Annotated in this window: 15 protein-coding genes and 11 pseudogenes; 13 read left to right on the top strand and 13 right to left on the bottom strand. The window is 71.1% G+C overall.

Going from position 1 to position 20,417, the window contains the following annotated elements; all coding sequences use genetic code 11:
- Window positions 1–208: pseudogene (locus tag UG55_RS33940) on the bottom strand (HNH endonuclease); the annotation flags it as partial.
- A 449-nt stretch (window positions 209–657) separates the two neighbouring features.
- Here UG55_RS33940 and UG55_RS08415 point away from each other — a divergent pair.
- From UG55_RS08415 to UG55_RS08420, 3 genes and pseudogenes are all read left to right on the top strand, one after another.
- Complete coding sequence (locus UG55_RS08415) at window positions 658–1,242, top strand: NADPH-dependent FMN reductase (protein ID WP_066065339.1); 585 nt, start codon at window positions 658–660, stop codon at window positions 1,240–1,242.
- A 245-nt stretch (window positions 1,243–1,487) separates the two neighbouring features.
- On the top strand, window positions 1,488–1,699 hold a 212-nt coding region (locus UG55_RS33945; protein WP_242424003.1), incomplete at its 3' end, for a protein kinase.
- 1 nt (window position 1,700) lies between these two features.
- Window positions 1,701–3,293 (top strand): annotated as a pseudogene (locus tag UG55_RS08420) (protein kinase); the annotation flags it as partial.
- Between the two features lie 27 nt (window positions 3,294–3,320).
- On the opposite strand, the pseudogene UG55_RS33950 reads toward UG55_RS08420, so the two are convergent.
- Both UG55_RS33950 and UG55_RS33960 read right to left on the bottom strand, forming a co-directional pair.
- Window positions 3,321–3,532, bottom strand: a pseudogene (locus UG55_RS33950) (TetR-like C-terminal domain-containing protein); the annotation flags it as partial.
- Window positions 3,533–3,569: 37 nt separating this feature from the next.
- A pseudogene (locus UG55_RS33960) lies at window positions 3,570–3,876 on the bottom strand (helix-turn-helix domain-containing protein); the annotation flags it as partial.
- A gap of 105 nt (window positions 3,877–3,981) precedes the next feature.
- On the opposite strand from UG55_RS33960, the gene UG55_RS08430 reads away from it, so the two are divergent.
- The 4 genes and pseudogenes from UG55_RS08430 to UG55_RS33975 all read left to right on the top strand — a co-directional run.
- On the top strand, window positions 3,982–5,316 hold a 1,335-nt coding region (locus UG55_RS08430), incomplete at its 3' end, for an MDR family MFS transporter (protein WP_242424004.1).
- Between the two features lie 455 nt (window positions 5,317–5,771).
- A pseudogene (locus UG55_RS33965) lies at window positions 5,772–6,197 on the top strand (branched-chain amino acid ABC transporter substrate-binding protein); the annotation flags it as partial.
- Window position 6,198: 1 nt separating this feature from the next.
- Window positions 6,199–6,287: pseudogene (locus tag UG55_RS33970) on the top strand (hypothetical protein); the annotation flags it as partial.
- Between the two features lies 1 nt (window position 6,288).
- Window positions 6,289–6,938, top strand: a pseudogene (locus tag UG55_RS33975) (ABC transporter substrate-binding protein); the annotation flags it as partial.
- A gap of 19 nt (window positions 6,939–6,957) precedes the next feature.
- On the opposite strand, the gene mftR reads toward UG55_RS33975, so the two are convergent.
- The 9 genes and pseudogenes from mftR to mftA all read right to left on the bottom strand — a co-directional run bounded on the left by mftR (window position 6,958) and on the right by mftA (window position 13,576).
- Entirely contained in the window at window positions 6,958–7,572 is a 615-nt protein-coding gene (mftR, locus tag UG55_RS08440; RefSeq protein ID WP_242424005.1) for a mycofactocin system transcriptional regulator, read from the bottom strand.
- A gap of 12 nt (window positions 7,573–7,584) precedes the next feature.
- Complete coding sequence (mftF, locus tag UG55_RS08445) at window positions 7,585–8,991, bottom strand: mycofactocin biosynthesis glycosyltransferase MftF (RefSeq protein WP_066065351.1); 1,407 nt, start codon at window positions 8,989–8,991, stop codon at window positions 7,585–7,587.
- Window positions 8,988–9,806, bottom strand: coding sequence for a mycofactocin-coupled SDR family oxidoreductase (locus tag UG55_RS08450; protein ID WP_242424031.1), 819 nt, complete (start codon window positions 9,804–9,806; stop codon window positions 8,988–8,990). The genes mftF and UG55_RS08450 overlap by 4 nt, the downstream gene beginning before the upstream one ends.
- A 47-nt stretch (window positions 9,807–9,853) precedes the next feature.
- Window positions 9,854–10,630, bottom strand: coding sequence for a mycofactocin biosynthesis peptidyl-dipeptidase MftE (gene mftE / locus UG55_RS08455; RefSeq protein ID WP_066065354.1), 777 nt, complete (start codon window positions 10,628–10,630; stop codon window positions 9,854–9,856).
- Entirely contained in the window at window positions 10,627–11,853 is a 1,227-nt protein-coding gene (gene mftD / locus UG55_RS08460; RefSeq protein ID WP_066065357.1) for a pre-mycofactocin synthase MftD, read from the bottom strand. Before mftD ends, mftE begins: the two co-directional genes overlap by 4 nt.
- 26 nt (window positions 11,854–11,879) lie before the next feature.
- The coding region (gene mftC, locus UG55_RS08465; protein ID WP_242424006.1) for a mycofactocin radical SAM maturase at window positions 11,880–12,885 on the bottom strand (1,006 nt) is incomplete at its 5' end.
- A gap of 1 nt (window position 12,886) precedes the next feature.
- Window positions 12,887–13,051: pseudogene (locus UG55_RS33980) on the bottom strand (radical SAM protein); the annotation flags it as partial.
- A gap of 93 nt (window positions 13,052–13,144) precedes the next feature.
- Window positions 13,145–13,429 (bottom strand): annotated as a pseudogene (mftB, locus tag UG55_RS08470) (mycofactocin biosynthesis chaperone MftB); the annotation flags it as partial.
- Window positions 13,430–13,447: 18 nt separating this feature from the next.
- On the bottom strand, window positions 13,448–13,576 hold the full coding sequence (gene mftA, locus UG55_RS28350) for a mycofactocin precursor MftA (protein ID WP_066065364.1): 129 nt from the start codon (window positions 13,574–13,576) through the stop codon (window positions 13,448–13,450).
- 275 nt (window positions 13,577–13,851) lie between these two features.
- Between mftA and UG55_RS33985 the strand changes: the two are divergent.
- The 5 genes and pseudogenes from UG55_RS33985 to UG55_RS08495 form a co-directional block, all read left to right on the top strand.
- Window positions 13,852–14,464: pseudogene (locus UG55_RS33985) on the top strand (xanthine dehydrogenase family protein molybdopterin-binding subunit); the annotation flags it as partial.
- 1 nt (window position 14,465) lies between these two features.
- Window positions 14,466–16,215 (top strand): annotated as a pseudogene (locus UG55_RS08480) (xanthine dehydrogenase family protein molybdopterin-binding subunit); the annotation flags it as partial.
- Window positions 16,212–17,084, top strand: coding sequence for a xanthine dehydrogenase family protein subunit M (locus tag UG55_RS08485; protein WP_066065370.1), 873 nt, complete (start codon window positions 16,212–16,214; stop codon window positions 17,082–17,084). The pseudogene UG55_RS08480 and the gene UG55_RS08485, both read left to right, overlap by 4 nt.
- A complete protein-coding gene (locus UG55_RS08490) occupies window positions 17,077–17,562 on the top strand; it encodes a (2Fe-2S)-binding protein (RefSeq protein WP_066065373.1) in 486 nt (161 codons plus the stop codon). Before UG55_RS08485 ends, UG55_RS08490 begins: the two co-directional genes overlap by 8 nt.
- Window positions 17,563–17,635: 73 nt before the next feature.
- Complete coding sequence (locus UG55_RS08495; protein ID WP_066065376.1) at window positions 17,636–18,421, top strand: SRPBCC family protein; 786 nt, start codon at window positions 17,636–17,638, stop codon at window positions 18,419–18,421.
- A gap of 62 nt (window positions 18,422–18,483) precedes the next feature.
- Here UG55_RS08495 and UG55_RS08500 read toward each other — a convergent pair whose 3' ends face one another.
- Window positions 18,484–18,921, bottom strand: coding sequence for a nuclear transport factor 2 family protein (locus tag UG55_RS08500; RefSeq protein ID WP_066065378.1), 438 nt, complete (start codon window positions 18,919–18,921; stop codon window positions 18,484–18,486).
- A 488-nt stretch (window positions 18,922–19,409) separates the two neighbouring features.
- Between UG55_RS08500 and UG55_RS08505 the strand changes: the two genes are divergently transcribed.
- The gene (locus UG55_RS08505; protein ID WP_066065381.1) at window positions 19,410–20,204 is read left to right on the top strand and encodes an enoyl-CoA hydratase/isomerase family protein; all 795 of its coding nucleotides are present in this window, start codon (window positions 19,410–19,412) and stop codon (window positions 20,202–20,204) included.
- The last annotated feature ends 213 nt before the right edge of the window (window positions 20,205–20,417 follow it).

Below are 20,417 nucleotides of genomic sequence, written 5' to 3' on the forward strand. Positions count from 1 at the left end.
TGCGGGGGCTGATCCCGCAGCGCCAGGACAGCCAGTGCGCGCAGGACGTCATCCCGAGGCCGTTCCAGCCACGGCGGCGGTCGAACGCGGCGAGGAGCAGCAGCCACGAGCACGTCGCGGCGGCCAGCCGGCCGGCCCACTGACAGATCGCGGTCTCCAACCCCTCCAACGACACAGCATCCGGATCCTCCGGGAAACCCGCACCCACAGACTCGGGTGTCACANGGTCGGGTGTCACAGACTCGGGCGTCACAGGGTCGGGTGTCACAGGGTCGGGCATGAGGATCACCAGGCCAGGGGTGTCGTCGGAGTCGGACACCGGCATCGTCACACCAACCACCGACAGTTTCGCTACCAGAGCCCAGGGAGAACACATCGAATGACCGATGGTGACATCGGCATCGATGCCGACATCGATGCCGCGTTGGTGCCGGTTCCGCGGAGCCGTCGTTCGTGGGCATGCGCCCTGACGGTGAAGCCGCCGACGTAGGTGCACCGCGGCCCGCATCCGCACTCGTGGGCGGGGTCACCGGTGCGGCCTGAGTGACCGGACACATTCGTCGCTCGGTGGGCCCGTAGCCGGAAGATCCGGGGGGCGGAACCGTTGAACAGTCGACGAAGTGCCTGAACGGTCAATCGAGAGACGGAGAAGACTCCATGTCCAAGCCCCTGCTGCAGATCATCGTCGCCAGCACCCGACCGACCCGGGTCGGTGCGGGGGTGGGCGCGTGGATCGCCGACCTGGCCCGGGCGCAGGGTGGGTTCGACGTCGAGGTCGTCGACCTGGCCGAAGTCAACCTGCCGATCTTCGACGAGCCGAACCACCCGACGACCGGCAACTACGTCCACGAGCACACGAAGGCCTGGAGCGCCACGGTCGCCCGCGCACAGGCCTTCGTCATCGTCACGCCGGAGTACAACCACAGTTTCCCGGCCTCGCTGAAGAACGCACTGGATTATCTGAGCCGGGAGTGGCGGTACAAGGCGGTCGGCTTCGTCTCCTACGGTGGCATCTCCGCCGGCCTGCGCGCGGTCGGCCAGCTCAAGCCGGTCGTCGGGGCGCTTCGCCTGGTGCCTGTGACCGACGCCGTCTCGGTGCCCTTCGTGGCCACCCGGATGGATGCCTCCGGCGCCTTCCGCAGCGACGAGACGCTCGACGCGTCCGCCAAGAAGATGCTGGACGAGCTGGTGACGGTGGGCACCCCGCTGATCCCGTTGCAGGAACCGCGCGACCAGGCCTAGCCCGCGCGGTGCCGCGGAACCGCGGTGCCGCACTCGTGGTGGTCAGGTGGCTGTCGGGTCGGTGCCGCGGCCGAAGAACAGCGGTGTTGACGAGGAGCAGGCGGGGCCGGTTGCCGCAGTCGCCGCCCGCAACATGCCCCTTGGACGGATTCGCCCGCCCCGCGGTTCTGTGTGATCCAAAAGAGTTTGATGTATAGACTGACCTCCGCCGTGGCGGGCGGCAGGACAGGCGGCCGGGCTCATCGATGATTATTGACCTGGAACGGGTGCAGAAGGCTCTGCCTGGCTACCAGGTGGCCGAGCGGTTGGGATCGGGGGCGTTCGGCCTGGTTCTGGCCGGCGAGCATCGGCGGATGGGTCGCCGCGTGGCGATCAAGGTGATGGACGCCGAAGGCGCAGAGGGCGTCGCGGACGGCTTTGCCGCTGAGGCGCGGGTGCTCGCGGGGCTGGATCATCCNCATATCCTGCGTGCGTACGACTATGTCGAGGCCGAGGGCCTGTGCCTGGTGGTGATGGAACTGCTGGCCGGGGGCACGCTGACTCGCCGGGCTGATGCCGGGCCGGAACGGGCGTGTGCGGTCGGGCTGGCGGTTGCGGCGGCGCTGGGGCATGCGCACGACCAGGGGGTGCTGCACCGCGATATCAAGCCCGACAACATCCTGTTCGCGCTCGACGGGACGCCCAAGGTCAGTGATTTCGGGCTGGCGAAACTGTTCGAGGGTTCGGCGGCGACTGCCAGCGTGGTGGCGGGCACGCCCCTTTACATGGCACCGGAGCAGATTCAGCGCGGCCGTCTTGGGCCGAGCACCGACCTGTACGCGCTGGGGATGGTGCTTTACCGGCTGCTGGCCGGACGGCCGCCGTTCGACCCGAAGCAGCCGCCGCAGGCGCTGTGGTACCAGCATCTGACCGATCCGCCACCTCCGATGACCGGCGTGGAGCCTCCGCTGGCCGCGGTCGTGTTACGCGCGTTGGCCAAGGATCCCGGCGATCGTCACCAGGACGCTGCCGCGTTCGCGCTCGACCTCGCCCAGGCCGCGACCCAGGCATTCGGGTCTGGCTGGGTCGACCGGGCCGGATTTCCGCTGCACATTCCTGATGACGTGCGGCGCGCCGCCCTCGACATCACCGCGACTTCTTCCAGCCCCGACCCGAAAACGGAATCAGACCGGGGAAGGGATGAAGATACTGGCGGTGTCGACAGTGCTGGCGGTGTCGACAGTGCTCGCGGTGTCGACAGTGGCCACGGTGGTGGTGGGGGCAGTACCGGTCGGCGGCGCAGAGCGGCCGTGGGGCCGCGGCGTCGAGTGGTGCGGCTGGCGTCGGTCTGCGCGGTTGTGGCGGCCGTCCTGGTGATACCGCTGGGGCTGTTCGATCTCGGGATTCCGTTCGTCGACCGGCCGGCCACGCCGAAAGCCGAGGCGGGCGCCGCGGGGAACGGGCAACCGTCCGGTTTGGTGACGGCGCGCGTCTCCGGGACCACGCAGCCTTCCTCCCCGGCGACCGACATGCCCACGACTTCCCCGACCGCGGCGTCGACCACGGCGCCCCCCATCGCGCCGACCGCGGCGTCAACCGCGGCCGACGCAGGGTCCTCTTCTCGCTCGTCCGTCGCGCCGCAGGTTCGTGCCTCCTCGGGTGACAGACCACCGGCCGCGACGGCTGCGGCCAGCCCACCCGCCAGCGCGGCCCAGGCCGGGCCCGCTGGCCCGAGCAGTGACCCGAAATATCGCGCGGGCTCAGAGGTCGGTGTTTCCGGCTGCACGGGCTGGCTGAGTTTCTCCGGCGTTCTCTACGGAACGCTCTCCGCCGGTGCCGCGTCCTGCGCCGCCGACGTCAGAACCGTTGACCTTGCCTACGGCGCCGCCCCCGCGACCGCGCATCTCACGGCGTCCGGGTATTCGACGAAGAATTCCCGGCCGGCCATCGCCGCCGGCCTCGGTTACTATAAGTATTCCGTGCAGATCTGCATCTGGAATGAAAGCGCACCGGGCAGCGGGAAATGCTCGCAGAGGTTCATTGACACCCAGGGAACGGTTACTCCTGGCTGACCGCGGGTCAGCGGCCGCGCGCGAGGNGGAGGAAGACCGTGTCGACGATCTCTTCGAGGACGTCGTCGGGCACGGGGGCGAAGGTCATGAGGAACTCGTGGCGCAGCAGGTCGAAGGGGAGTGACCTCACCCGGTCGGTGAGGTGCTCGGGCCTGACCTCGCCCCGTTCGGCGGCCCGGGTGAACACGACGTCGACCGCGCTGGCCCGGCCCTTCGCGACGATCTTGCGCAGGTCGGCGNGGCTGGTGCCGGTCTCCTGGTAGTAGCCGGCGAGGNGGACGCTCAGGACGGTGGCGAGCTGGACGCGGGTGGCGTTGATCTCGCGCATGAGAGCGAGGACGTCGCCGCGCAGGCTGCCGGTGTTGGGAATGTCGATGCGGCTGCGTTCAAGTACGTGGGTGATCGTGGCACGGATGAGTTCGTGCCGGTCGGACCACCGGCGGTACAGGACGGGGCGGCTGGTTCCGGCGCGCTGGACGACGGCGTCCATGGTGAAGCTGGCGTAGCCGTTCTCCTCCAGTTCCTCCCAGGCCGCATCGAGCAGTGCCGCCTCCAGCACTGCTCCGCGACGCCGCTCTGACACCTCTCTCACCCCCCATCTCATTGAGGACACGCTTGCGTATCTTACTTCGGGGCGCCTACGCTCGACGCCGTTAAGAAACATGCATGTATCTTCGATGGGCGGTCCATGAGCACCTCAGGCAGCGCCGAAGCACCGCCTGCCCAGGCGGATCCCGACCGGGTCGACCCCGCGGTGTGGCGGATGGCGTTCACCGTGATCGTCGGCACGCTGGCCGTCGTCTTCGACACCACGATCGTCAGCGTTGCGATCAACGATCTCGCCGAGGAGCTCGGCGCCTCGCTCGCCACGATCCAGTGGGTGAGCACCGGCTATCTGCTGGCCATGTTCGTCACTATCCCGGTCGCCGGCTGGGCCCAGTCCGTGTTCGGCGGCAAACGGCTGTGGATCGGCTCCCTCGGGATCTTCCTGCTCGGCTCGGTCCTGTGCGCGGCCGCGTGGAACGCGCACAGCCTCATCGTCTTCCGTGTGGTCCAGGGTGTCGGTGGCGGCATCATGATGCCCCTCATGATCACGCTGATCATGCAGGCCGCCCGCGGCCACAACCTGGGCAGGGTGATGGCGACGATCTCGCTGCCCGTCGCGGTCGGCCCGATTCTCGGCCCCGTGCTGGGCGGCGTCATCCTGCACCTGGGGAACTGGCGCTGGCTGTTCCTGGTCAACGTCCCCTTCTGTGCCGTCGGTGCCTGGCTCGCCCTGCGCAACCTGCCGGACGACAGGCCCCAGGCCGGCGGCCGCACCCGCCTCGACGTCGTCGGCATGCTGCTGCTCTCGCCCGGCGTGGCCGCCGTCATCTACGGCCTTTCCCGGGTCGAGGGCAACGCGGGCTTCACGAGCGTCGCGGTCCTGCTCCCGCTGCTCGTCGGCCTCGCGCTGATCGGGGCCTTCGTCGGCTGGGCGCTGCCCCGTGCCGCGGGCGCGCTGGTCGACCTGCGCCTGTTCCGCCACCGTTCGACGACGTCATCCGCCGCCGTCGGTTTCGTGCTCGGCGCGACCCTCTACGGCTCCATGCTCCTGCTGCCGTTGTACTGGCAGCAGGTCCGTGGCGAGGATGCCCTCGGCGCCGGGCTCCTGCTCATCCCGCAGGGCGTGGGCACGCTCCTCTCCCGGACCCTCGCCGGCAAGTACACCGACCGGCACGGGCCGCGCTGGGTCGCCCTCACCGGCTTCGCCATCGCCTGCGCGGCCACCGTGCCGTTCGCCTTCGTCACCGCCGACACGAGCAACGTGTTGCTGCTGGCGGCGCTGCTCGCGCGGGGCCTCGGTCTGGGCGCCGCGACCATCCCGCTCGCCAGCGCCGCCTACGTCGGCCTGGACCGCGAGGAGATTCCGCACGCGAGCATCATCACCCGCATCGCCCAGCAGGTCGGCGGCTCGATGGGTACCGCCGTCATCGCCGTGGTCCTCCAGCACGCCATCGCCGGCGCGCACACTCCGGACGCCNTCGCCGGTGCCTTCGGTGATGCCTTCGGGTGGTCCGTCGCGTTCACCGCCGTCGCCGTCCCGCTCTGCCTTTTTCTGCCTGGTCGGGCCACCTCACCTGCGGTTCCCGGGCCCGTCGACGTCGAGGAGGAAGCCGCTGTGTCCGCGTAGCCGGAACCGGCGTTTGGCTGGACGTGTGGCGCCGTTGGCCTGACAATCCACCACACACGGCGCCGGCGGCGGGATTATGCGGCGCCTCAAGGTGAAGGGCTACCGCGTTGTCACTGAAGAGATCGAAATCTCACTTACGTCGGCTGTCGGTGGTCGTGGTCGGGCTCCTTCTCGCGCTGGCCGCGTGCTCGAACTCGAACGGATCGGACGCCGACGGTGACGGCGGTGCGGGTGTCGGCGCGGGCNCCGGGTCCGCACCGGCGAACGGGGCTCCGGGGGTCACCGCGGACTCGATCAACTTCTCGATGCTCGCGACGAAGACGAACAACCCCACCGGGGCCTGCATCCACGACTGTTTCGCGGACGGGATCGAGGCGTACTTCGCCTTCCGCAACAGCGAGGGCGGCGTCCACGGCAGACAGCTGAAACTGACAACGAAGATCGATGACCAGCTCGGCCAGAACCAGCAGGGCGCGCTGCAGATCGTCACCGCGGACAACACGTTCGGCACCTTCAGCGCGGCCCAGCTCCCGACCGGGTGGGCGACCCTGGCGAAGGCGGGAGTCCCGCAGTACGTGTGGGCCATCCAGCCGGCGGCGATGATCGGGCACGACAACATCTGGGGCAACTCCGGAATCACCTGCCTGGACTGCACGGCCCGTTTCTATGCGTACGGGGCGAAGCTCGTGGGCGCGAAGAAGGTCGCGGCCCTCGGTTACGGCGTCTCCGACNGCTCGAGGAAGTGCGCGCAGTCCGTCCGGGACTCGATCCGGCTCTACGGGCCCGACACCGGCCAGGAAGCCGCCTACTTCAACGACTCCNTGGCCTTCGGCCTGCCCAACGGCATCGGCCCCGAGGTCACCGCGATGAAGCGCGCGGGTGTCGAGGCGATCGTGAGCTGTTTCGACCTGAACGGCCAGAAGACGCTCGCGCAGGAACTGCAGCGGCAGGGAATGGCGGACGTGAAGATCCTCCACCCGAACACCTACGACCAGAAGTTCGTGCGGGACGCGGGTGACCTGTTCGAGGGTGACATCGTGCAGGTGTCGTTCCGGCCCTTCGAGGCGGACGCGGCCGGCAGCGGCCTGGCGGACTTCCGGAAGTGGATGGCCGAGACCGACGCCGAGATCACCGAGACGGCCATGATCGGCTGGATCGACGCGGACATCGCCTACCAGGGAATCCTCGCGGCCGGCCCGTCCTTCACGCGGGAAAGCGTGACCGCCGCGACGAACAAGATCACCGACTACACCGCTGACGGCCTGGTCCCGCCGATCGACTGGACCCGCATGCACGAGAGCGCGACTCAGGACGACCCGACCACGCACGGTGCCGCCCAGGAATGCGCCAGCTTCGTCCAGGTCAAGGGAGGGAAGTTCCAGATCGTCGGAGCAACGGCCGAGAAGCCGTTCGCCTGCTGGTCCAACCGGAACCGCGACTGGTCCGAGCCGGTGCCGACCGACTTCAGCTGACCGACTTCAACTGCCGACTTCAGCTGGCCGAGGCGTCCGGTGGTTGGGCGAGGTAGGTCCGCAGCGCGTCGAGTGCCTCGTCGAGGATCTCCTCGATCGTTCGGCTCTCGTCGTCCAACCACTGCTCGTAGGCGGAGACGGCGATCGCCAGGGCCACGTGGCCCACGGTGCGCGGCAGCAGGTCGTCGGGGCTCAGCCCGGATCGCTCGGCGACGTAGGAGGCGATGACCCGGCGCCACTGCCGGTACTTCAACGCCGAGTGCGCCAGCAGTGTCGGCGTTCGCAACAGCAGGCTCATCCGCTGCCGGTGCTGGGCCACGGCGGCGGGGTCGACCCGGTTGAACGCGAGTACCGCCCGGTGCACCGCCTCATGGAGAGGAATGCCGGGCGGCATCGCGGCCAGGGACTTCTGCAGTTCGACGAGGCTCTCGTCGAACTGACCCCAGGGGATGTCGTTCTTGGACGGGTAGTAGCGCAGCAACGTCCGGCGGCCGACGCCCGCCGCCTCGGCGATCGCGTCCAGGGTGGTCGCGTCGAAACCCCGCTCGGTGAACACCGCGAAGGCCGCCCGCTCGATCGAGGCGTGATCGGTGACAGGTGGACGGCCCTTCGGTCTGCGCGCAGTGGTGTCCACGGAGAAGGAAATCTACCGGCGGTCCGATCGTTGCGGGAGCAGCGGCCGCAGTGAGCGGGCACGCAGCGCGCCCGTCCACAGCCCGGCGCCGTAGGCGAGGTCGTCGAGGCGGCGGGCCAGCAGGAAGCGCGCCGGGTCCAGCCGGGGGGCATGCCGGCGGTGGTCGACCAGCCCGTCCGCGAGCGCGGCGACCAGCACCGCGCGGCGGGCACGGCGGGAGATCAGGCAACCCGCCAGGCTCAGCGGCCACCAGTGCCGAAGCATCAGCGCGCTGGTCTGCCCGGCGGTCGAGACGAGCCCGCGGCCGACGAGATCGGCCGCCAGCCGGGCCCGGCGCGGTTCGTCGGGCAGCCGCCGCGCCAGGCGGGTGGACAGGACCGCGAACATGGCCGCGGCGACCGGCAGCGACCAGCGCCGCTGGGCCAGCAGCGCGACGGCGACGCCCGCACTCCAGGGGGTGAGGACGGCGGGTGCCGCGGCGCCGCGGTGCCGCTCGGCGAGGACGGCGGCGCCGGTGCCGTAGTAGGCCTTGCGGCCAAGCCAGGCGGTCAGCCGGATCCGATGGTCATGCCAGGCGGTCGCGGCGGGTTCATGCCGGACCTGCCAGCCCTGCGCCGCCAGCCGCCACACCAGGTCGACGTCCTCAGCGACCCGCAGGCCGTCGGTGAAGCCGTCGCCGAGGGCGGCGACCCTGGCCACCAGGCAGGCACCCGGCAGCCAGCCGACCGGCGAGCGCGGGTGCACCAGGGCCGCGGTCGGGCCCAGGTCGAGCGACGACCGGGCGTTCTCGTAGCGCGAGATCCAGTTCGGCCGGGCGGTCTTCGGCAGCCCGCGGATCCGCGGCGCGACGGCGGCGACCCGCGGCTGGTGGAAGTGGCGGGCCAGCGCCGCGAGGGTGGCGGGCTCGACCACGATGTCGGAGTCCACGAAGGCGACGAAGGGCGTGGTCACCCGGGCCAGCCCGGCGTTGCGCGCCGACGCCGGGCCCACGTTCCGGGCCAGCGCGACCAGCTCGGCGCCGTGGCGCGCCGCCACCCGCACGGTCGACTCCGGGTCACGCGAGCAGTCGTCCACGACGACGACCCGCACCTGCCCGCCGAGCCCAGTGAGCAGCCGGTCGAGCGGGCCGGCCCGGTCACGGACGGGAACGACGACCGTCACCTGCGACAGCTCCGCGGGCGGCAGTCCGTCGAGCACCGGCGCCGCGGCGCCGCGGGTGAGGAGCAGGTCGGCGAGCCGCTCGGAGGTCGCGTCGACCACCACGAGCCGGCGTCCGTCCAGGCAGCGCGCCCCGCGCTCGCTGAGCCGCAGCAGCCGGGTCGGCGCGCCACCCACCAGCGTCCGGCCGTCGTCCTCGACGCGGACCTCCCGGCCGAGTTCGACGACGAGGCCGTGGGGCAGCCCGGGCCCGCGGGTCATCCGCGGAACCCGCCTTCGGCGCTGACGACCGAGCCGGTCAGGACACCGCCGGCGGGGGAGCAGCAGAAGGCGATGGTCTGGGCGATCTCTTCCGGCTCGATCAGCCGGCCGGTGAGCTGCGAGGCGGCGAAGGACTCGACGTCGTCCAGGCCGTACAGGGCGGCGGTGGCCGTGAGCATCGGAGTGCGGGTGGAGCCGGGGGAGACCGCGACGGCGGTGACCCCCGTCCCGGTCAGGTCGGCGGCGAGCCCACGGACCAGGCCGATGACCGCGTGCTTGGCGACGCCGTAGCCGGCGAGGTTGAACAGCCCGCGGGAGCCGGCGGCCGAGGCGACGGCGACGAACCGGCAGCCGCCCGGGTCGGGGCCGCGCAGCATGTGCGGCACACTGGCGGCGGCGGTGTTCCAGACTCCCAGGACGTCGACGTCCCACAGCGTGTGGACGTGCTCGACCGGGGTCTCCCACAGCGGGCGCCCCCCGATGATCACGGCGGCGGCGGCGACGGCGGCGTCGAGGCGGCCGAACCGCTCCACCGCGGTGGCCGCGGCCGCGTCCAGAGCGGCGCGGTCACGCACGTCCACCACCATGGTGTGCACCTGGTCGGGGTGTTCGTCGCGCAGGGCGGCGAGCTGTTCCCGGCTCGCCAGCGGATAGTCGACTCCGGGGAGGTCCGCCGCCCCTTCTCCCGCACGCGCTTCGCCGGCGCCCAGGTCACCGGCGCACAGGTCTGCCGCGACGACCCGGTAGCCGCGCCGGCACAGCTCCCGCACGGTGGCGGCGCCCATGCCGCGGGCCGCCCCGGTCACCAGCGCCACCCGCCCGGCCTCCGGCGACGAGGTCGATGACGGTGCCGACGACGNGGTCAAGGCGCACTCCCGGCGGTGACGGCGCCCCGCAGCCGTCCGTGGGCGTCCGCGGTGCCGCCTTCGATGAGCTGGGAGATCTCCCCGATCATCCGGTGCAGGATGCGTTCGCCGGCCGGCGCGTTGGCCGCGGTCGGGTCCCCGAGCACGCCGGACGGCGCGACGGCCGCGACCCCACCGGCCACGATGGCGGGCAGCAGCTCGGCGAGTGGAGCGGTGTTGCCGACCACAGCCCGGTCCATGTCCACCGCCCGCGGCGCCAGGTGCAGCATGAGGGACGTCTCGGTGAACCCGGCGTGCGCGTCGGCCGGCCCGTCGGTGGGGCCGTCGGCGCCCTCACCTTCGCCCCCGCTCGATGGCTCGCACGGCACCCAGGCCACGTCGTGGCGTTCCTCGCGCAGCTGGGTGACGGCCTCGGCGAGGCTGCGCAGGTTGCCACCGTGCCCGTTCACGAACACGACCCTGCCGCACCAGCCGGCCATCGAGCGGACCAGCTCCACCAGCACCAGCCGCAGGACCGGCGCGCCGATCGACATCGTCCCCGGAAAACCCTGGTGCTCGCCGCTGGCGGTGTGGGTTATCGGCGGGGCCACCAGCACCGGCGCGGCGGGGTTGTCCCGCAGCAGGCGCTCGGCCACCCCGTCGGCCACCGCCACCGCGATCGTGGTGTCGGTGGTCAGCGGCAGGTGCGGGCCGTGCTGCTCGCAGGACCCCACCGGAACCAGCACCAGGGGCGAGCGCGGCACCCCGGTCCACGACCGCCCCGCCAGCGTCATGGCGTCGGTGCTGGCAGTGACGTCGGTGCTGGCAGTGACGTCGGTGCTGGCGTGCCGCCCAGGGTCCGCGGGAAGTCCCGGGGTACCAGGACGTCCTGCGGGGTCAGGTCGTGGATCGACGAGTGGCCGAGCGCGAGCAGGGCCGAGTCGATCCCGTTGCGCAGCACGTCCAGCACGTTCTCCACGCCGGCCTGCCCGCCGGCGGCCAGGCCCCACAGGTAGGCGCGGCCGATCATGACCGCCCGCGCGCCGAACGCCAGCGCCTTCACCACGTCGCCGCCGCGGCGGATCCCGCCGTCCATCAGTACCTCGACGTCGTCCCCGACGGCGTCGACGACAGCGCGCAGGGAGCGGATCGGGGCCGGGGTGCTGTCGAGGTTGTTGCCGCCGTGGTTCGAGACCGAGATCGCGCTGACTCCGGCGTCGCGGGCGCGCCGGGCGTCATCGACCCGGCTGACGCCCTTGAGCATGAACGGCCCGTCCCACTGCTGCCGCAGCCAGGCGATGTCCTCCCAGCTCGGTGGGGGTGTCTGCATCCAGGTGCCGTAGGCGCCGAAGAAGGTGGGGGCGTCCTCGCCCGGCTCGGCCAGATTCGGCACGCTGAGGTCGGGCAGCTTGCCGGTGCGCAGATAGGTCGCCAGCCAGCCGGGCCGGGACAGCCCCTGCGGCGCCAGCTTCACCATGGTTTTCAGGTCGAGCCGCTCGGGGATCCAGGGGCTGCCCCAGTCGCGGCTGTGCGAGAACGACCAGTCGAGGGTGACGATCAGGCCCACCGCGCCGGCATCCCGGGCGTGTTCGAGCCGCCGGACCATCCAGTCCCGGGTGCCCATCCAGTAGATCTGGAAGAAGGTGCGCGGGTTGGCGGCGATGACCTCCTCGATCGGCTTGCTGGCGAAGGAGCTGAGGCCGAGGGCGGTGCCGCGGGCGGCGGCGGCCCGGGCGACCGCCACCTCGCCGTCGGGGTGCACGGCCTGGACGCCGGTCGGGGAGATGATGACCGGCAGCGCCACCTCCTGGCCCAGGACCGTCGTCGCCAGGTCGCGCTTCTCCTTCAGGCCCGCCACGTGCGGGGCGAAACCGAGCTCGTCGAACGCGGCGGTGTTGTCCCGGTAGGAAACACCCGCCTCCGAACCGGCCAGCAGTGCGCTGTACACCGATTTCGGGAGTCGCCGGCGCGCCCGCCGCTGCGCCTCGGCGACCGATTCGAACCATGCGTTACCCATGTTTCACCTTTCAAGGCCCCGCGGGTTCAGCCCGCGGGTGTGAATCCGGCCAGCGGGCTCTCGGCGCACGCGGATACCGGCGGTGCCGCGGGGGCGGGCGTGACGGGCGTGGCGGCTGCGGCGGCTGCGGCGGGGGTGGCCGGCCGGGTTCCGATCCGGAGCAGCACCGGTTCCCGCCGGTGGGAGTGGTCGAGGCTCAGCGCCGGCACGGTCCGGTTCGGGTCGGCCAGCGCGGACTGCCCGTAACCCTGGACGCATTCCGGGTCCGGCCCGTCCAGTGGCAGGCCGGTGAAGAACTTGGCCGCCATGCACCCGCCGCGGCACGAGTCGTAGAACTGGCACGCCGAGCAGGCCCCGCCGCCCTGCGGTTCCCGCAGCCGGCCGAACAACTCACTGGTCTGCCACACCTGCGCGAAACCACCGTCGGAGACGATGTTCCCGGCCCGGAACGATTCGTGGATCGTGAACGGGCAGGCGTAGACGTCGCCGACCGGATCGATGAGGCAGACCACCCGGCCCGCCCCGCACAGGTTCAGCCCGGGCAGCTTTTCGCCGAAGCCGGCGAGGTGGAAGAAGGAGTCCCCGGTGAGGACCTTCTCGCCGGCCCGCACCAGCCATTCGTAGAGGTCGCGCTGCTGCTCGTGGGTCGGATGCAGCTCGTCCCACACGTCAGCGCCGCGCCCCGACGGGCGCAGCCTGGTCAGCCGCAGCGTCGCGCCGTGGTCGTCGGCGATGCGCTTGAACTCGTCGAGCTGGCCCGCGTTGTGGCGGGTGACGACCACCGAGACCTTCGCGTCCCGGAAGCCGGCCGTGGCCAGGTTGTCCAGCGCGCGCAGGGCCATGTCGAAGGAGCCCTCGCCGCGCACCTGGTCGTTGACCGCCGCGGTGGCTCCGTCCAGGGAGACCTGCACGTCGACGTAGTCGGTCGAGGCCAGGTAGCGGGCCCGCGCCTGGTCGATGCGCACCCCGTTGGTGGAGAACTTGACCCCGACCTGGTGGTCGACGGCGTACTCCAGCAGGTGCCAGAAGTCGNGGCGGACCGTCGGCTCGCCACCGCCGACGTTGACGTAGAAGACCTGCATCGCCTGCAGCTCGTCGATGATCGACTCGCACTGCGCGGTGCTCAGCTCCCGCGGGTCGCGCCGGCCCGAGGCCGACAGACAGTGCACGCAGGACAGGTTGCAGGCGTAGGTGAGTTNCCAGGTCAGGCAGATCGGCGCGGTCAGCCCGCGCTCGAACCGCTGCACCAGCGACACGGCGGTCATAACGGTTCTCCCACGGGGTCTCGGCGCACGGGGTCTCGGTGCCGGATCACGTCCGCGTCGGCCAGCCCGCGCAGCGCCACGGCATAGGCGGCCCACTGCCCGGCCGGAACGCCCGCCTGGCGCAGGGCGGTGCGGACGTCGGGTGATCCGCCCAGGTTCCGGACCACCTCGACCAGCTCAGGGCGCTTGAGGAAGATCAACCGGCGGTTGCCGAAGTGGTACGCCAGCGCCCCGAACGGCTCGGGGCGCAGCGCCACCGACCGGGACAGCTCCCAGGCCTCGTCGAGGATGCCGGGGTCGGTCCCGGTCATGACCGGTGGACGGCGGGGTCAGTAGACACCGCACATCCCGTCGATCGAGACCTCTTCGATCAGGAGTTCCTCGACGACCGGCTGCTCGGCGACCGCGTCGGGGGCCTCGGCCGGCGCCGCCTCGGCGTGTGCTGTGGGTCCTCGCATGATGTCTCCTCTCGCCGCGACCCGGCTGTCCGGGGGCCGCGGTCCATGGCGTGCCAGAAGATTAATGGCACTTGGGGCGAAAATAAAGTTGTATGGACGGACCAGGGCGGACCCGTCCGCCCTGGGGCGGTTCGAGGGAGAGGTACGAGCGGGGTGCGCACGCCACGTCCGGAAGCTGATCGACGGGGCCCGGTGGGCGGAATGGCACCATGTGTCGACCATGAGCAGTCGCGCGGCCCGGAGCGGTGCCGGGTGGCCGGGCATCTGGAGAGCCTGTGAGCGGTCCTGAAACCACATCCAGTCGATACGCGGGCACCCGGGTCAGCCGGGTGGAGGACGCGCGATTACTGACTGGTCGAGGCACCTTCGTCGACGACGTGGTGCGACCCGGAATGCTGCACGTGTGCTTCGTGCGCAGCCCGGTCGCCCGCGCACGGATCACCGGTATCGACTTCTCCGCGGCGCTGGCCCTGGACGGGGTGCACGCGGTCTTCACCGCCGCCGACCTCAACCCGGCCGTGCACGAGCAGTGGTTCTCACTGGAGGGGCGGCACGCTCCCGACACCCCCCGACCGCCACTGGCCGAGGGTGAGGTGCGGTTCGTCGGGGACCCGGTGGCGATGGTCGTCGCCGACGACCGGTACATCGCCGAGGACGCCTGCGAGCTGGTCGTCGTGGACTACGAGCCGCTGACCCCGGTCGTCGACTACACCACCGCGTTCGACTCGCCCGAGCTGGTGCACGAGTCCTTCCCCGGCAACCTGATCGGCCAGCTGGGGGGCCGGCCGATGGCGGACCTCGCGCCCACCTTCGACAGCGCGCCGCACGTGGTGAGCGAGACGTTCTACCAGCAGGCCTACTGCGCGATGCCGATGGAGACCCGCGGGCNGGTCACCGAGTGGTCGGCGCCGGACGGCGAGATGCGGATCTGGACGGCGACCCAGTCGCCGCATGAGGTGCGCATGTTCTGCGCCCGCCTGCTCGGGATCCCCGAGCACCGGGTGCGGGTGGTCATGCGCGACACCGGCGGTGGCTTCGGGCAGAAGGTGCTGCCGCTGCGCGAGGACATGTGCCTGATGATCGCGGCGACGAAGGTGCCCGCCCCGCTGAAGTGGATCGAGGACCGGCAGGAGCACCTGCTGTCGGCCGGCCAGGCCCGCCACGAGCACGGCGAGGCGCGGATGGCCTTCGACGCCGACGGCCGGCTGCTCGCCGCCACCCTCGACCACGTGCAGGACGCCGGTGCCTACCCGTCGCCCTCCCCGGTGCAGAGCGGTATCGCGGTGGGGCTGATCTTCCCCGGGCCGTACCGCATCCCGGAGGGGACGTTCGCGTCCAGATTCGCCTTCTCCAACACCAGCGGACGGGTTGCCTACCGTGGCCCCTGGCAGTTCGAGTCGGTGGCCCGCGAGGTGCTCCTCGACATCGCCGCCCGCGAGATCGGCATCGACCCGATCGACCTGCGCCGCCGGAACATGCTGCGCCGCGACGAACTGCCGACGGCGAACTGCAACGGCATGCCGTACAGCGACATCACGCCGCTGGAGACCCTCGAGCAGGCGGTCGAGATCCTCGACTACGAGGCGTTCCGCCGCGAGCAGCAGGAGGCCCGTGCCGCCGGCCGCTACCTCGGAGTCGGGACCTGCACCTACGTGGAGCCGACGGCCGGGTCGAGCGCGCTCTACGGCACCGAGGGCGCGACGATCCGGGTCGAGCCGAGCGGCAAGGTCAACGTCTACGTGGCCGGCGGATCGTGCGGCAACAGCCTGGAGACCACGGTCATCCAGCTCACCGCCGACGCCCTGGACGTGCCGATCGAGGACGTCAGCACCATCCAGGGCGACACGGCCGTCACTCCGTTCGGCGGCGGGACGGGCGGCAGCCGCTCCGGCCCGATGACCGCCGGCGCCGTGGGCGTCGCCGCCGGCCAGCTGCGGGCGCGGATCGTGGCCCTGGCCGCGCACCTGCTCGGGGCCCCGGTCGAGGACGTCGAGTTCGTCCGCGGCCGGGCCTCGGTCAAGGGCAGCCCGGAGAAGCAGGTGACGCTCGCCGAGGTCGCCGAAACCGCCTACTTCAAGTCCGGCTCGCTGCCCGCGGACCTGGCGGTCGGGCTGGAGGTGAGTGATCGTTTCCGCGCTCAGCACCTGATGCTCTGGTCCAACGCGACGCATGTGTGCACCTGCGAGGTCGACATCGTCACCGGCGAGGTGAAGCTGCTGCGCTACATCGTCAGCGAGGACTGCGGGCCGATGATCAACCCCAACGTGGTGGAGGGCCAGATCTTCGGCGGGACCGTACAGGGCATCGGCGGGGCCCTGTACGAACATCTCGCCTACGACGACGACGGGAACCCCGTCACCACCACCTTCATGGATTATCTGCTGCCGACCGCGGCGGAGGTGCCCACGATCGAACTGGGCCACGTCGAGACACCCAGCATCGGCCCAGGTGGCTACAAGGGCGTCGGTGAGGGCGGCGCGATCGGGGCCCCGCCCGCCGTGATCAACGCGGTCGCGGACGCGCTCGCGCCGTTCGGAGTGCGCATCACCCACCTGCCGATGTCGCCCGCGAGCATCGTCAGCCTGATCGAGGAAGCCGAGCAGCGGATGGCGGAGCAGCGGATGGCGGTGGCGGGATGAAGCCGGCGCAGTTCGAGTACCACGCCCCGACCAGCGCCGAGGAGGCCGTCGGCCTGCTCGCCGAACTGGACGACGCGAAGGCCATCGCCGGCGGCCAGAGCCTGGTGCCGATGCTGGCCCTGCGGCTGGCGGTCTTCGAGAACCTCGTGGACCTGCGCCGGCTCGACGAGCTGCGCGGCATCGAGCCGCGCGACGGATCGGTGTGGATCGGTGCCGCCACCACCCAGGCCACCATCGGGCGCTCGGAGGAGATCGGTCTCCAGATCCCGCTGCTCGCCCGGGCCACACCGCTGATCGGTCACCTCCAGATCCGCAACCGCGGAACCATCGGCGGCTCCATCGCGCACGCCGACGCCTCCGCCGAATACCCGGCGGTGGCGCTGGCACTGGACGTCGAGCTGGAGGCGCTGTCCCCGCGCGGGCGGCGCACCATACCCGCCGCGGACTTCTTCACCGGCACGTGGAGCACCGAGCTGGATGACGACGAGCTGCTGACCGGCATCACCTTCCCGGTCTGGGAGGGCCGCACCGGCTTCGCCGTCGAGGAGTTCGCCCGCCGGCACGGCGACTTCGCGATGGCCGGAGCCTGCGTCGCCGTCGGTGTCGGCTCCGACGGGCGGATTGACCGGTGCGCCATCTCGCTGTTCGGCCTCGGCCCCTGCGCCCGCCGCGCGACGGCGGTGGAGAGCGAGCTGATCGGCTCGTCACCGGCGGACAGCAATCCCGACGAGATCGGGCGGTCCGCGATGGCGGGCCTCGACTCGGTCCCGTCCGACCTGCACGGCTCGGCCAGATATCGCAGGCGTGTCGGCGCGGCCATGGTGGCCCGGGCCTGGCGGCATGCCTTACAGGAGGCAGTCGGTGACTGACGTCGACATCCAGGTACGGGTCAACGGGACCCCGCACCGGGCCAGTGTGCCACCGAGGCTCGTCCTCGCTGATTTTCTCCGCGTCAACTGCGGCCTGACCGGGACGCACCTCGGATGCGAGCACGGCGTCTGCGGCGCCTGCTCGATCCTGCTGGACGGCGAGGCCGTCCGCGCCTGCCTGATCTTCGCCGTGCAGGCCGACGGCGCCGAGATCACGACCGTGGAAGGGCTGGCGGAACCCGACGGCGAGCTCTCGGTCGTGCAGCAGGCGTTCCGCGATCACCATGGCCTGCAGTGCGGGTTCTGCACCCCGGGATTCATCGTCTCGGTGACGGCCTTCCTGGAGGAGAACCCGAAACCCACGGACGAGGAGATCCGGGACGCGTTGTCCGGGAACCTGTGCCGTTGCACGGGCTACCAGGGCATCATCAACGCCGTCCGGGCCGCGGCGGAAGCCCTGGCCGAGGGTGGCTCCTGATCCCGTCGACCCCGCCTGTCCCGCCAGTCACCCGCGCCGCCCGGGCCGCCCGGACCGCCGTTAAGGAAGCCGCATGAAACTGGAGAACACCCTCACCATTCCCGTACCGGCGGACGAGGCCTGGCGGGTTCTGCTGGACGTCGAACGCATCACGCCGTGCGTACCCGGAGCGATCCTGACCTCCAAGGACGGCGACAGCTATCAGGGCAAGATCAAGGTCAAGGTGGGGCCCGTCGGCCTGACCTACAACGGCACCATCAGGTTCGTCAGCCAGGACGAGCAGACCAAGGTCGCGGTGCTGGAGGCCAGCGGCCGGGAAGCGCGGGGCAACGGCACCGCGAAGGCGCTGGTCACCTGCCGGCTGGCGGACACCGGCGGCTCCACCGACGTGTCGGTCGAAACCGAGCTCGACATCACCGGCAAGCCGGCCCAGTTCGGCCGTGGGGTGCTGGCCGAGGTCGCGGGCTCCCTGGTCGGGAAGTTCGCGGCGAACCTCGCCAACGAGCTCGCAGCCGCCCCGGCCGAGGTGGCTCCCGCGGCGGACAGCGCCGCCGCGCCCGCCGCGCCCGCCGATGCTGTTCCGGCGGAGGCCGCCCCCGCCGAGGCCGCCCCCGCCGAGGCTGCGTCCGACGCACCGGTGGCCGAGCCGCTCGACCTGCTGGCTACGGCCGGTGCGGGCGCGCTCGCGCGGCTGACGCCGCTGTTGGTACGGCTCGCGCCGCTCGCGCGGTACGCGCCGCTCGCGCGCTCCGCGGCGGCGCCCGCCGGTGCGGTTCTGCTGGCCGGGCTCCTGCTGCGGCGCAGGCGACGCCCCATTGTCGTCAACGTGGTGTTTCCCGCCGCTGGCGCCAAGCGCTGAAGCCGGCAACCCGGCCGGGCGGTTCCGCGGAACCGCCCGGCCGGGTTGCCGGGCGCGCCGGGCTAACTCGCGGCCGCGGCCGCGGCCTCGAACCAGACGTTCTCCTCGACGAGCTTCCGGCTCTTCCAGCCCTCGTCGGTGCGTACCATCTCGTGGTTGTAGAAACCGCCGCAGTAGCTCAGGCCGGCGGTGCCCGGCAGCCGCATCGGGTTGAAGAACATGGCCAGCACCCGGGCAGTGTCGCCATCGAGGTCGATCTCGACGTTGGTGATGTAGTGCTGCGTCATCGGAAGCGTGCCGACGCTGTTCTGCAGCCAGACACCCATCTCGTCCCGAGTGCCGAAGGACGTGTCCGAGGAGCTGGCCGCCCGGTAGTCAATGAAGGCGTCCGGAGTGAACACCGTCCGCCAGAGATCCCAGTCCTTGGTGTCCACGCCCCGGGAATACCTGGCCAGGACCTCCTGAATCTCGATCTTGTCGGCCAGGGCCTGTAGATCCATGATGCTCCTCTCGCGGGAAACTGATTCGAGGCGCGGAAAAGCGAATTCACGCACTCGCGTCGAAGTGGACAGTCCGACTCGGTGTCAATTGCCGTATATCACGCCCGGTCGAACGCAATCAACACGGAACCCGCGGTCAACACCAGGCCGGCGGCACCTGAGCCGGTGCAGCCTACCGCGGGTCCAGGTCGTCGCGGACCAGCCTGCTCGCTGTGCGGACCCCGCCTCGCAAGGTGACCGGGTGGCGGCGGCAAGGGGCGGCCGGGGCGGCGGCGACGGCACCGCCGCCTGGTCAGGGAACTGTCAGACAATAGTGCCGCTGGCGTCCGGCGCGACGATCGGCGTAAAGTTCCCACCCGGCGGAGCGAGGCTGCGTCAGCGACCTGGAAGTAATGCGGAGTCGCTCCAGAATGTGTTGCGTCGCGCAGCGGGAAATGATAGCCGAGATTTTCGGCGCCGGCTCCGACGCGACCGGACAGAGGAGTGGGATGGCAGACGATCTGGGCGCGGCCGGTCTGCGGTTCGAGCGCGACGGCGCAATCGGCTGGTGCATTATCGACCGGCCGGCGGCGCGTAACGCCCTGACTCCGGCCATGTATTTCGGCATCAAGCGGGCCGTGTACCTGGTCAACCGGGACCCCGACCTCGCGGCGCTCATCATCACCGGTACCGGTGATGTGTTCGCCCCGGGTGGCGACCTGGGCGGGCGGTCCGAGCCCGGTGACTCGTTCCCCAGCGACCTCGGCAGCACGGACATCCTGCCGTTCCTCACCGTCCGGGACAGCCGCGCGCCCGTCATCTCGGCGGTCAACGGAATCTGCCAGGCCGGCGGCCTGCTGATCGCGATGCTGTCCGACATCGCGGTGGCCAGCGACCGGGCCACCTTCCGGGTCCCGGAGCTGCTGCGCGGGATCCCCGACGCCACCTACGCGTCCGTCCTGCCCGCGCACGTCGGGCTGGCCGCGGCCCGCGACCTGCTGCTGTCGGCTCGCCGCTTCGACGCCGCCGAGGCGCTGCGGCTCGGTGTCATCAGCCGGGTCGTCCCGCACGACCAGCTCCGCGAGGCCGCGCTGCAGGCGGCCCGGGAGGTCCTGCAGACCGCCCCGCTCGCCCGGATGCACGTCAAGCGGATGCTCAACGAACGGTACGGGCTCATCGACTACCAGACGATGATGTGGGCGCTGGAGCAGTCTCCCGAGCCGCGGGAGGGCATGCGCGCCTTCATGGAGAAGCGCGCGCCCGAGTGGGTTCCCAGGGAACTCGGCGGCGGCGGCCCGCTGTGATCATCTCCAGCTGATCCGTCGGGGGACTTCCCGCAGGTTTTCCGGAGGGCCTTCAGGCTGCTTTTCTCCCGAGGCCGTCCNGGCCCCGAACTGCCGTTTGGCGCCCTGCTGCGACGACATTGATACCGCAGGTGTCATATCTCATCAGCCTGATTTGCCGAAATCGCGCCGCGGCCTGGAGAGCGGCTTCTTCCGGTGCGTAGCATCGCGCAG

This window comes from Frankia sp. EI5c (assembly GCF_001636565.1).
In the GTDB taxonomy this organism is placed as follows: Bacteria; Actinomycetota; Actinomycetes; order Frankiales; family Frankiaceae; genus Parafrankia.